This is a genomic window from Epilithonimonas sp. UC225_85 (genome assembly GCF_042695135.1).
In the GTDB taxonomy this organism is placed as follows: domain Bacteria; phylum Bacteroidota; class Bacteroidia; order Flavobacteriales; family Weeksellaceae; genus Epilithonimonas.
In genome coordinates this window covers 2,143,921-2,156,108 of sequence record NZ_CP170547.1, presented here as the reverse complement: position 1 = coordinate 2,156,108, position 12,188 = coordinate 2,143,921, and the positions used below count along the sequence as shown (strand labels likewise).

The 12,188-nt window shown below is 37.2% G+C and carries 12 protein-coding genes; 5 read left to right on the top strand and 7 right to left on the bottom strand.

What is annotated here, in order from left to right; all coding sequences use genetic code 11:
- Window positions 1-49: 49 nt before the first annotated feature.
- The 5 genes from ACFJGY_RS09930 to ACFJGY_RS09910 all read right to left on the bottom strand — a co-directional run bounded on the left by ACFJGY_RS09930 (window position 50) and on the right by ACFJGY_RS09910 (window position 6,223).
- Entirely contained in the window at window positions 50-826 is a 777-nt protein-coding gene (locus ACFJGY_RS09930; RefSeq protein WP_379963429.1) for a heme ABC transporter ATP-binding protein, read from the bottom strand.
- Window positions 823-1,863: a FecCD family ABC transporter permease gene (locus tag ACFJGY_RS09925; protein WP_379963427.1), complete on the bottom strand. Its 1,041-nt coding sequence runs from the start codon at window positions 1,861-1,863 to the stop codon at window positions 823-825. The genes ACFJGY_RS09930 and ACFJGY_RS09925 overlap by 4 nt, the downstream gene beginning before the upstream one ends.
- A 128-nt stretch (window positions 1,864-1,991) precedes the next feature.
- Complete coding sequence (locus ACFJGY_RS09920; RefSeq protein WP_379963424.1) at window positions 1,992-2,873, bottom strand: hemin ABC transporter substrate-binding protein; 882 nt, start codon at window positions 2,871-2,873, stop codon at window positions 1,992-1,994.
- Window positions 2,874-2,914: 41 nt separating this feature from the next.
- Window positions 2,915-4,000, bottom strand: coding sequence for an HmuY family protein (locus ACFJGY_RS09915; RefSeq protein ID WP_379963422.1), 1,086 nt, complete (start codon window positions 3,998-4,000; stop codon window positions 2,915-2,917).
- 90 nt (window positions 4,001-4,090) lie between these two features.
- Window positions 4,091-6,223: a TonB-dependent receptor plug domain-containing protein gene (locus ACFJGY_RS09910; RefSeq protein ID WP_379963420.1), complete on the bottom strand. Its 2,133-nt coding sequence runs from the start codon at window positions 6,221-6,223 to the stop codon at window positions 4,091-4,093.
- A 106-nt stretch (window positions 6,224-6,329) separates the two neighbouring features.
- On the opposite strand from ACFJGY_RS09910, the gene ACFJGY_RS09905 reads away from it, so the two are divergent.
- The 4 genes from ACFJGY_RS09905 to lipB all read left to right on the top strand — a co-directional run bounded on the left by ACFJGY_RS09905 (window position 6,330) and on the right by lipB (window position 9,505).
- On the top strand, window positions 6,330-6,491 hold the full coding sequence (locus ACFJGY_RS09905; protein WP_379963418.1) for a hypothetical protein: 162 nt from the start codon (window positions 6,330-6,332) through the stop codon (window positions 6,489-6,491).
- Complete coding sequence (locus ACFJGY_RS09900) at window positions 6,481-7,107, top strand: choice-of-anchor J domain-containing protein (protein WP_379963416.1); 627 nt, start codon at window positions 6,481-6,483, stop codon at window positions 7,105-7,107. The genes ACFJGY_RS09905 and ACFJGY_RS09900 overlap by 11 nt, the downstream gene beginning before the upstream one ends.
- Window positions 7,108-7,312: 205 nt before the next feature.
- Window positions 7,313-8,596 carry a T9SS type A sorting domain-containing protein gene (locus ACFJGY_RS09895; protein ID WP_379963414.1) on the top strand — a complete coding sequence of 428 codons (1,284 nt, stop codon included), beginning with the start codon at window positions 7,313-7,315 and terminating at the stop codon, window positions 8,594-8,596.
- 198 nt (window positions 8,597-8,794) lie between these two features.
- Window positions 8,795-9,505: a lipoyl(octanoyl) transferase LipB gene (lipB, locus tag ACFJGY_RS09890; protein ID WP_379963412.1), complete on the top strand. Its 711-nt coding sequence runs from the start codon at window positions 8,795-8,797 to the stop codon at window positions 9,503-9,505.
- A 50-nt stretch (window positions 9,506-9,555) separates the two neighbouring features.
- Here lipB and ACFJGY_RS09885 read toward each other — a convergent pair whose 3' ends face one another.
- Both ACFJGY_RS09885 and dgt read right to left on the bottom strand, forming a co-directional pair.
- On the bottom strand, window positions 9,556-9,969 hold the full coding sequence (locus ACFJGY_RS09885; protein WP_379963409.1) for a hypothetical protein: 414 nt from the start codon (window positions 9,967-9,969) through the stop codon (window positions 9,556-9,558).
- 53 nt (window positions 9,970-10,022) lie between these two features.
- Window positions 10,023-11,381: a dGTP triphosphohydrolase gene (gene dgt, locus ACFJGY_RS09880; protein WP_379963407.1), complete on the bottom strand. Its 1,359-nt coding sequence runs from the start codon at window positions 11,379-11,381 to the stop codon at window positions 10,023-10,025.
- 72 nt (window positions 11,382-11,453) lie between these two features.
- On the opposite strand from dgt, the gene ACFJGY_RS09875 reads away from it, so the two are divergent.
- Window positions 11,454-12,188 (top strand): DNA-formamidopyrimidine glycosylase family protein, encoded by a 735-nt coding sequence (locus ACFJGY_RS09875; protein ID WP_379963405.1) that lies wholly within the window; start codon window positions 11,454-11,456, stop codon window positions 12,186-12,188.

The window sequence follows — 12,188 nt, the reverse complement described above, 5'->3', positions numbered from 1 at the left end:
TGTAAAAAGTATAATGTATTTTTTAATAATCTTAATTTTTGATAAGTTTCTACCCAAACAATATCATTGTGTTTTCATTTATAGGATGTTTGCAAATCGTGCAGGGAAAACTATAAGCTTTGGAAATCGTTTCTGCAGTTAAAACTTTTTCCGGCTTTCCATATGATAAAACATGTCCTTTTTCCATCAAAAGAATATTGTCGGCAAATTGCGCTGCAAGATTAAGATCGTGCAAAACAACAATGGCTGTATTATTTTTCTGAGTGAAGTTTTTTATCAGTTCCAAAGTTTTATACTGATGTTTAACATCCAGATTATTAAGTGGTTCGTCCAGAAAAAGTAAAGTGTTTTCTATCTCATTATCCAGCTGAGCCAAAACCCTGGCGAGGTGAACACGCTGTTTTTCTCCGCCGGAAAGTGAGTTATATTCTCTCTCCTGAAATTGCACAACATCCGTTTCTGCCATTGCTCTTTCAACCGATTTAAAATCCTCCGAATGCGGCTGCGAATTGAAATATGGATAACGACCCATCATTACAACATCCTTTACCAAAAGCGGAATATCCTGTGCATTGTGCTGAGAAAATTTGGCTTTGTGTCTGGAAAGTTCTTCCAGATTCCAATCGGAAAGGATTTTATCTTTGAATTGAATATTCTTTTTATTGTCCGTTTTTATTTCGTTTGCCAACAGATTCAGAAGACTGGATTTTCCGGCGCCATTCGGACCTACAATCGCAAGAAATTCTCCGAAACCAACATTGATATCAACATCTTTTAAAATGCTTACTTTCTGACTCTGATAATTGATTTTCTGTCCTTTTATCATCTCAATGTGTTTTTAAATTTAATTAAAATAGCAATGAAAATAGGACCTCCAATTAATGAAGTCAATATCCCGATTGGCAATTCTGAAGGTGCAACAATAGTTCTGCTAATCGTGTCTGCGAATAGTAGCAAAATACTTCCGCAAATCGCAGAAAGTGGTAAAATGAAATGATAATCTGAACGGAAAAGCAATCTCAAAATGTAAGGAACTATTAATCCGACAAACCCTATCGTTCCGGAAAACGCCACGCAGGTTCCTACCATCAATGCGGTCAAAACCACAATTTGTTTCTTCAGAGTTTCTACATTGATTCCCAAATGCTGAGCGTCTTTTTCGCCAAGCATCATTGCATTTAATGCCTTTCCTTTTGGAAGTATGATAAAATATGAAAGCAATAAAACACAGGATAAAATGGCGTTTTTTGTCCAGGTTGCGGCGGCTAAGCTTCCAAGATTCCAGAATGTGAGATCTCTCAATTGCTCGTCTTTTGAAATATAAATCAGAAATCCTGTGATAGAAAATCCGACTGAGGTGATGGCAACACCACTCAGCAACATCATCACAACATTGGTTTTCCCGCCGGAAGTTGAGATCCTATAAACGATTATCATTGCTAATAATGCGCCTACGAATGCTGAAATACCAACCAAAGAATTCCGAATAATCTCTGGAAGATAATTCTCAAATGTATGTCCTAAAACAATGGCAATTGCAGCCAATAATGTTGCTCCGGAAGTCAATCCGATTGCTTCACCTGTTGCTAAGGGATTCTTGAACATTCCCTGAAGTGCAGTTCCGGAAACGGCGAGCAAACTTCCAATCAAAACAGCCATGACGATTCTGGAAGCTCTTACTTCCCAAATGACATATTTTTCACTAAGAGAAAGTGAAGAATCATTGGTTATGAACTTCCAAAAAACCTGGTAAGAACTGGATTTATCAAAATCATAAACGCCGATATTTAAAGACAAAGCCATAAGCAGTATTAATAGTATAATACCAATAATGGCGTAAAATATGAGACTTTTTGATTTCAAAATGCTTGCTTAAATTTTCCATAGGTTTCACCTACGGCTACTGATATTGAATCCGTCGGATTCGTTGACCTTATTATTAATGAAATAAATTTTCTTTATTTTCCCGAACCTAAAGGGAGCGAAGGAATTTATTTTGTTGATTCTATCAAAAGTTTGTTCAGGCTGACGGCAGCTTCACCAACTCTTGGTCCGAAAGAAGACATTAAGCCGCCATCTAAAGCGATTACTTTCTTATTCTTACCGGCATTCGTCTGAGAAACGCCTGGCATTTTCAGCGCACCATCTACTCCTCCGGAACCTTGCAAACCGCTCGTGAAGAACAATAAAACATCAGGATTTGACTGAACGACCGCTTCCGGCGTCAATGGTTTGAAATCTTCGAAATCGTTAGCCGAATTTTGTCCGCCAGCAATCTCTATGATGTTTGCCATCGGCGTGTTTTTACCTGCAACCATCAGCATATTTCCTCTTGCGTAGATGAAAAGGACTTTTGGTTTTTTTGCAATTGGCTGAAGTTGTTTGAGATCTGCATCAATTTTATCGTACAATTCCTGCTGATTTGTATTTCCTAAAGCTTTTGCAACCTGATTGATCAATTTCTTGGTTCCATCAATCGTGAATTCCTGCTGGAATAATTCTGATTTTACGCCAGAGCTTTTGATTTTTGCTAATAAATCCTGATTTATATCTTTGTCAGAGGCCAAAATTAAAGTTGGATTGAGTGCCAAAAGCGGCTCGATCGTCATCGAACGGACGTGACCAAGATCTTTAGCGGTAGCTTTCAAAGATTCGGGATAAGTGCTTGTTACATCTATTCCAACGATTTCTTTCTCGTGACCAAGCGCAGCAACAATTTCTGTAACGCCGCCACTGATGCTGACAATCTTTTGGTTAGAAACAGGATTTTCAGTTTTTGCTTCCGGATTGGCTGTAACTTTAGAATCTTCTTTTTTACAAGAAATCCCAGCTAAAAGTATCGCTGACAAAACAGCTATTCTGATGTTTTTCATGTTTATTTGATTATGATAATTAATTATTCTAAGAAATTGAATTAAAGCGGTTTATATTCGAACTGAGGATGACCTCTTTCACCGGAAGTACTGGTCATTCGCAGGAATCTTAATTTAAAATAAAAACCTTCCGCATCACGAATGACATAAAAACGATCACCATAGACTTCTAATCCATTGGTACCAACAGGATTTCTCCAGTTTCCTCCTATCACGCGGTGATCATCTGTTATAAATTTGGAAGCATCAAGGTCATTTGCCGTAAAATTATTGTAAGCTTCTGCTCCTGTTGTCGGCGCCGTTACTTTTACTTCATAAGCTGCGACTCCGCCCAAAAGGTTGCTCAAAACAAAATCTGCGTAGATATATGTTCCCGCACCTTCGATCACGTTTGTAAATACGGTAAAACACAAATCCCATTTTTCTTTTTGAGGCTGAATAAGAAGCTCTCTGTCATTCTTTAAGCTAAAAAAGCTGAAGTTGTGATCTGTATCTTTAGTTATAATATACTCCTTATACTTTGTATCTGCTATTTCTGCATATTTGATTTTATAAGCCGAATTTCCGCTTCTTGTAATCTGAATTTTCATCCAGCCTCTATCTGTTCCGCTATGAAGAACGGAGCCTGCGGGAACATCTCCTTCAAAAATATTTTTGCCCAGATTAACCAGATAAACAGCATTGTCAGAATCATTGGGCGATATTTCAGAAATTGCGGTATAACCTGTCGGAAAGTTTCCTTTCACATCATCCACATAATTCACGTTTGTAGGGTCAAAATTGGCGACCTGAACTTTCGTTTTAAGTTCTGCAACATCCGATTCCTTTACCAGATTGATATCTGTAATATTCGGGATCTTAGCAGCTGCCATTAAAATTGATGGATTAAGAATAACCTTAAAACTATTCCCTGAATAGAAAGCAAGATCCCAGTCTGTTCTCCTGTTCATAGTTTCTTGTCCGGAGCTAAGGTCAAACCAGACTTGGTTAGGTTCTGTTGCTCCTCCCACAGCCGGACTTTTGACATCTCCAACGCCGCTTACAGCAACAGGATCTTCATTATCATTAATACAAGACTGAAATAAAAATCCGGAAACTATGGATATATATATTAATAACTTTTTCATAGGTGATATTTATTGTTTTTCATTTACCATTTACAATCGCTCGGTTTTCATTGGTTTTGTGTTTCCGAATCGTTGCGATTTCATATTTTCTTAAAAATTATAGTTTAAACGGACAAAGTAACTTCTGCCATAAAATAAATTCTGATTAGATGCTGCAGAATTATGAGCTCCTGCGGACAGCGTCGTATTTTTAATTGTAGTCACATCAAAAATATTTTTAACACCCAATGCAATCTCAAAATGATCATTGAAAAGTGGCTGGCTCACCGTGAAATTCATCATACTGTAATCCTGAACATCTCCCAAAACGTATTGTCCCGGATCGGCAACAGTTGGTCCCGGCTGATAAACAAATGCTTTTGCTTTTCCTGTATATTTATAATACAAAGCAAATAGTGTTTTGGAAGAAGAAAGTTTGTAATTAATAGCTGCGTTGGCTTCCAGATAATAGTTAAAATCGTTTGAAGATTCTATTATACCTGTATTCAAAGCTTGTGAAATTCCCATATAAGAAATCCCTGTGTTAAAAGAAAAATTGTTCTTTTTGACATCCAGATTACCTCCAAATAACAAGGATTTATAATTGTCAATATTTAGATAAGTGAATGTATTACCGCCGAGACTTATATTCTCAATCCGGTCTGCAACGTCAAGATATAAACCGCTTAATCCAATATTATATTTCCAGCCTCCCGAGGATGGTATTTGATAATCCCAAAACATTCCGACAGAATAACCAGTTTCCGGAGTCAGATTTTCGTTTCCTCTTAAGTCATGATTGTTATCGACAAAATAGGAATAAAGCTCTTCGTACGTAGGAAATCTGTTTGCCGATCCAAAAATCCCTCTCAGAGTAGAATTTTCATTAAGGCTCAATTTACCTGTCAATGAATAATTGAACTGGCTGTCAAATTTATCACTCAATGCAAGGCGGATTCCTGGTCTGAAGGATAATTTGTCTGTGGCTTTCCATTCTGCTGATACAAAATTAGCATAATTGAAGATCACCCGATTTACATCCCCTCCGTTTGGATTATTGTTATCTTCAAAAGTTGTAGAATCTGCGAAACCTTTTGTGCGGTCCAGCTCATAACCGATTTGAAAATTGAATTTTTCACTGTTAAGAAAATTGCTGAACATCCCTCTGGAATATAAAACTTCGGATTTATAGAAAGTGTTTTTTGCATCTTTTGTGTAAACATATCTGTTCGGAACATCATATTGATAATCCTGTGACTGTCTTTCCTGAACCTGATAAGAAAAATCGCCGGAATAATTAATTCTTGAACCTATCTGTGTCTGAATATTGAGTTGATGAAGCCATCTTTTTGTAAAATAATCTACGTCATCTGCCAGAAAAGTCTGGTTGCCATTACCAAGATATTCAGGATAAACCTGCGGATCACGATAATTGATAACTTCATTCAAAAAATTGATTTTGTAGAATAACGTTGTTTTATTTTTGGAATAACGGACTGCTGCATTTGCAATGGTCATATCTTTTGGCTGCCATTCGTAACCTCTCAAACCATCGTTGCCTTCGGTAAAATATTTGTAACCGTTTTGTTTTCCTCTATAACCTTGGAAATCATTGTGGTTGATATCGGCAGTTATTTGCCAGTTGTCATTGATTTTATATCCTAAATTAAGATTCTGAACGTGTCTCCCGTTTCCTTTTTTATAAAGATCATAGTCTTTTCCAACAGTTTCTTCCTGTAAAGAAATATTAGCTGTAATCTTTTTTCCGTAATTCTTTTTGGTAATGATATTGATAACACCTGCGACTGCATTATTACCGTATTCCACACCCATCGAGCCTTTTACGATCTCGATGCGTTCTATATTATTGACGTTGATTTTGGTAAGATCTACCAAATTTCCCATTCCCTCATCGCTGACAACAGGAATATTATCGATTAGTATTTTGGTGTATTCTCCGCTCAGACCCATAATATTTGCCTGAGAATTACCTGAGCTACGGGAATTTAAAACCAGAATATTAAGATTTTGATTCAGAACTTCTGCTGCAGTCGTAACAGCCATATTTTTAATTTGTTCTGATGTAATTACTTCTACTTTATAAATAGACTTATTAATAGACTGAGGTATATATTGACCTGTAACTACAACTTCTTCAATATTTTTTTGATTAATTGAATCTTTTTGACCGTAAGCAAAATTCAGAATTGCCAGGCTCAGAAGGCTCATCGTTCTCTTCTTCATCGAAAAATTTTTTGCGAAGATAAGATTTTATTTAGACTGATTAAAAATAATTTAATACTTTTGTAGAATAATTCTAAATAACAATTTAAGTTTAATAAAATCTACTATGAAAGCAAAACTACTTTTGGCAGCATCATTATTTGCAGTTGTCGCAAATGCACAATTAACTACAATCAACGAAAACTTTAATACTTTTACTACCGGTACCGGTGCTTTGCCACAAAACGGATGGAACAAAGTAACCACCGGCCCCATTTATGTATATTGATGGAACAGGAGGGCAAAACTATGTGCAGGCTTATTCTTTTATGTTTCCTAATGTTGCTGCATATGTTATTTCGCCACAGATCGTTGCACCAGACGGTTCTACAAAAATTACTTTTACCTCCGCACAGACAACGGGCTCTGCTGGAACCGGAACGGTACAGGTTGGTCTGGTAAGTGGTACTACAACTGCAGATATGACTGGTTTTACACCACTTGGAGCCGCAATTACATTAGCATCAACAACAGAGAATACTTATACTTTTGATGTTCCCGCATCTGCACAGCAGTATATTGCCTTCAAGTTTATTGGCAGTATTGCGCACGCTGCGCTTCATGTTGACAATGTCGTTTATGGACCTAACCTGGCGGTTGTAGAGAATGCACTTAATTCAAATGATGTGAAGTTTGCTGTATCTGCGGATAATAATTCTTTGAAATTCACATCTCCTTCCACTCTTTCCAGTGCCAAAATTTATTCTGCAGCAGGACAATTGGCAACTGAAGGAAAAATTACGGACAATACATTTGATATTACCAGACTAAAAACCGGTATCTACTATATCCTGATTGAGGGAACTAATGGAAAGATTAATAAATCAAAATTCATCAAAAAATAATTTCAGAGTTTTTTCTGAGCCATTAATACATCAAAATAACAAACCTTTTAAGATTAATTCTTAAAAGGTTTTTTTGTCATTTTTTTAATATACAAAGGCATATGATTTTTATCATTCTAAAATATTAATATCTATTTAGAATAATTAAAAATAATGTTTTAGTTTTGTAGAACAATTCTAAATAACTAATTTAAAATAAGCCTAAATGAAAACAAAACTACTCCTGGCAAGTTTACTTGCTTTTACGGTAAACCAAACCGTATTATCTCAAACAGATGAAAATGGATATACGCAGGTAAACCTTACAATGGGACCACAATATGCAAACAGGGTCTTTTTTGATCTTTCTGCAAACAACATGGTTTCTCAGGACGCCAGCACTTGGGATATTGCATTTTACAGAGTCACTTCTACAGATTTTGGTGTCAAAGTAAATGATGCAAAAAATGTCCTTACCTATCAGGTTTCTGCAGATCCCGCAGCATTCGATACGGTAATGCCGGCAGACAAAGCAAATTGGGGAGAGCCGTTATACAATCCTGACCAGACAGAAAGAATTCAGGATGGCTCTTTTGATTCAGCGACATTATTACCTGCAGGCGGTCTGAACTTTGGCTGGGGATCGTATGATCTGGCAACGCACAAAGTATTGGGCAAAGTGGTTTTTATACTGGAATATGGCAACACATACTACAAATTCTTCATCAGTGAATATTTCGGCGGTTACACATTCAAGTATGCAAAATGGAACGGAACATCCTGGGATGCGACACAGACCAAAACTATCGCAAACGGAACAGATGATGCATTTTTTAATTATTTTTCATTTGATACAGGGGACAAAGTTCCAAACCTGGAACCTGCAAAAGCAAATTGGGATCTGATGTTCACACGATATTATACATTCTACAACAACATTCTGATGTATAAATTATCCGGTGCGGTCCAAAGTCCAAACATCACGGTTGCAAAAGTACAGCCGGAAACTCAGGGAACTGCAACATTTACAGCTCCTGTATCGACAGCTTATTCTAAAAATATCACGACCATAGGTCATTCCTGGAAACCAACTTCCGGCGTTTATGGTGATGTTGTCTATTATATTAAAGAAGGAAGCAAATATTACAGATTATACTTCACAGCAAACGGAGGTGCTTCCACTGGAAATATGTATTTTAAATACAAAGATATTACAGCACAGTTATCTGTAGCGGATTTCGGTAAAAAAGGAACTTTCGGGATCTATCCAAACCCAACCAAAGAAGACAAAAAAATAAATATCTTGTTTGATGTAAAAGAAGCTGCTCCTAAAAACGGAAATGTTGAGATCTTTGATTTTGCCGGTAAAAAAGTTTACGAGACTTCTATCAAAAATCAATCAGGATTCTCCACACAGGAAGTGGATCTAAACAGGCTTAATTCTGGTGTATATCTCGTAAAAATCACTTATGGTGGACAGACAGAAACAAAAAAACTTGTTGTAAAATAAGTCATTTTCATTGGTAAATATTTATTGATTTTTTTAAGTCATTTGCAATCGCCAGATCGCCGTTGGAGTTTGTTAAGGAATATTTATCGTGGCGATTTCAGATTTTATTCTTTATGAGAACCACCTTCGGGTGGTTTTTTCGTGTCTTGTTATTTGGTAAAATAATGAGTAAATTTGTATAAATAATTCCAATTAAAAGTGAATTCTCTCATCAATAAAAAAGTAAAGTTTCAAGATCTTGGAACCAAAGATTACCAGCCAAGCTGGGATTATCAGGAAGAATTACTCAAGCATAATCTCGATATCAAAATCCATAACCGAGAAAACCCCGAAGATCAGAAAGAAACCGATAATCATTTGCTTTTTGTAGAACATCCGCACGTTTATACTTTAGGGAAAAGTGGTCACGAGTCCAACCTTCTCGCAAACGAAAACAAGCTGAAAGAGATCAACGCCACTTATGTAAAAGTCAACCGCGGTGGTGATATTACCTATCACGGTTTCGGACAGATCGTCGGCTACCCTATTCTTGATCTTGAGAATTTCTACACAGATATCCACCGTTATATGAGGGATCTGGAAGAAGTCATCATCAGGACTATTGCAGAATACGGTTTGAAAGGCGAACGGTCTCCCGGCGAAACAGGTGTCTGGTTTGATGTCGGAAAGCCTTATGCAAGAAAGATTTGTGCATTGGGTGTAAAAGCTTCCCGTTGGGTTACGATCCACGGTTTTGCCCTGAATGTCAATACCGATATGCGCTACTTCGATTACATTATTCCTTGTGGGATCTCCGATAAACAAGTCACTTCTATGAAAAGAGAACTGGAACACGAAGTAGATTATGAGGAAGTAAAGCAGAAAATCAAAAAGCATTTTGCAGACGTTTTTGAATGCGAATTGATATAAAAAAAGAGGTTACAAATCTGTAACCTCTTTTTTTTGTTATTAAATTGATGTTAATTTCCTCCGGTATACTGCATAACATTAGAAAAAATATCACCGTCGTTATCAGCGGTTGCAGTGGTAGATTTCACTTCCTTGCCGTCCACATACATTTTGATGATCGCAGTCTCTCCTTTTTTGCCTGACTTATTCCAAGTCATTGCACCAATTCCCATTGCATAAGCACCAGTGACTTCTACTTCTTTGTTCCAAGGCAGTTTAGCAATGTTTTCTGTTCCTCCTTCTGCGCTTGTTTCACTTCCGTAAGTTAGTGTCGCTACAAGATCGCCGGTGTAAGTTCCGGTAATGGCAAATTTTAAAGTGTGTTTTGCCGGTTCATCATCATCACGGCAAGAAGTAGTAAATACTGCTAAAACGGTTAAACACATCACAACAAAGGTGATTTTCCTGATAAATTCTCTTTTCATAGGTTAAAAATATATAGTTTAAAAAAGTTTTTCGTGGTTATTTAGTTTGGTTTTTAGACGGTCATTCCGATATCAATTCCTTTAATTTTCCTGTAAAGATCTGTTGCGAAATTATCAGTCATCCCCGAAACAAAGTCCAATATACCCAATGTTTTCTGATAAATGGTAAGATCGTCATAAATAAATTGCTGAGGAATTAGTTTCAGCGCCATTTTATCGTAGGATTTCCGCTCGTCTTTATTTTTTATTATGGAGGGGATGAAGTGGTTCAAAAGTTCGTACATAACGTTGTAGCCAGCATTTTCTATCTCGATGACGGCTTTGTGGTTGTAGATTTTTTCTATCGAAAAACGTTCAATTTCTGTGAGGGAAGAACTTTCTGTTTTGAAGAGATCAAGAATGCCTTTTTCAAGATTTCCATTCAGGATGTTTTCAAAATTCTTCTTATAAAGCTCAATAGTTTTATTGATTAAAGAATTGATAACTTTTGCTCTCAGATAAGAGATACGTTCATTTTTATTGGTAATAATTGCCAGCTTGTCTCCTACTCTTTTGATATCGTCGGGATTCACAGATTTTACCAGATCGAGGAAGAGATTTTCACAGTCGTTAGAATTTACGATGCCGAGTCTGTGCGCATCTTCCATATCAATAATATTGTAACAGATATCGTCTGCCGCTTCTACCAGCCAAACGAACGGATGTCTTTTGAAGATCACAGGTTCATCACTTTCACTCATCATTCCTGTGGATGTTGCGATGTCCAGAAACTGCTGTTTTTCGTTCTGGAAAAATCCAAATTTCTTTCGGTTGATCACTCCTTTTTTCTTGGCGATCGATTCACAGGGATATTTGGCGATACTTGCCAAAGTCGTATGCGTGAGCTGTGCGCCGCCTTTATCTTTTCCTTGCTGCTGGTGCGTAAGAACGCGGATGGCGTTTGCATTCCCTTCAAAATTCAAAAGATCTGCCCATTCCTTTTCACCGAATTTTGATTTTAACTGACTTTCATTCTTCTCAAAATAACTGGCGATTGCATCTTCTCCGGAATGTCCGAAAGCCGGATTTCCGATGTCGTGGCAAAGACAAGCCGAAGCGATCACATTATGAAGTTGATGCTGATAAAAATCTTTCGACAGATTATTAATATCACCTTTATAATTTTCTGAAATAAATTCACCCGCCAGACTTCCCAAACTGCGACCAACGGAAGCCACTTCCAAAGAATGCGTGAGTCGGTTGTGTACAAAAACACTTCCCGGCAAAGGGAAAACCTGTGTTTTGTTCTGCAGTCTCCGGAATGCCGAGGAGAAAATAATCCGGTCAAAATCTCTTTGAAAATCAGTTCTGGAAACCACATTCTGCTGGTGGTTTCCGGTGCGCTGGTTGGTGAAAATTGAATTCAAATCCATAATAATTTCAAAAATAAGTCATATTTTATTTTTAACGGAATAATATTTGAGATTTTCTCAAAAAAAGTAATCATGCCAGAAGGTCCAACTATTGTTTTAATGAAAGAAGATCTCCGGAAATTTGTGGGAGAAAAAGTGATTTCTGCCGTCGGCAATGCCAGGATCGATAGAGATGAGCTCGTAGGAAAAACCCTTAAGGAAATAAGACTTTACGGGAAACAGACTTATCTGATTTTTGATGAAGTGAGCGTCAGAATACATCTGCTCATGTTCGGATCTTACGAGATTGATGAGCAGACCAAACCAGACAAATCCCTTAAACTTGGCCTTACATTCAAAAAAGGAAAAATGCTTTTCTACACCTGTTCTGTAAAATTGGTGGATGATGCTTTCCTGAAAACCGTAGATTGGGAAGCCGATGTGATGAGTGACGACTGGAGTCCAAAAAAAGCCAAAGAGAAACTCAAATCTCAACCCAAAATGATGGTCTGCGATGCCCTGATGGATCAGGAGATTTTTTCCGGTGTCGGGAACATCATCAAGAATGAAGTAATGTTTAGAATTGGAGTTCATCCGGAAAGCCCGGTCGGGAATCTGCCCACAAAAAAACTAAATGATCTCATCGAAGAAGCCAGAAATTACAGCTTCGATTTTCTGAAATGGAAAAGGATCGATCAACTGAAAAAACACTGGCAGGTTTATCACCAAAAGAAATGCCCGAAATGCGGCGAAGAGATCATCAGAAAAGACACAGGCAAAGGAAAACGCTCCAGTTTCTATTGTGAAAAAGACCAGAAGCTGTATTGA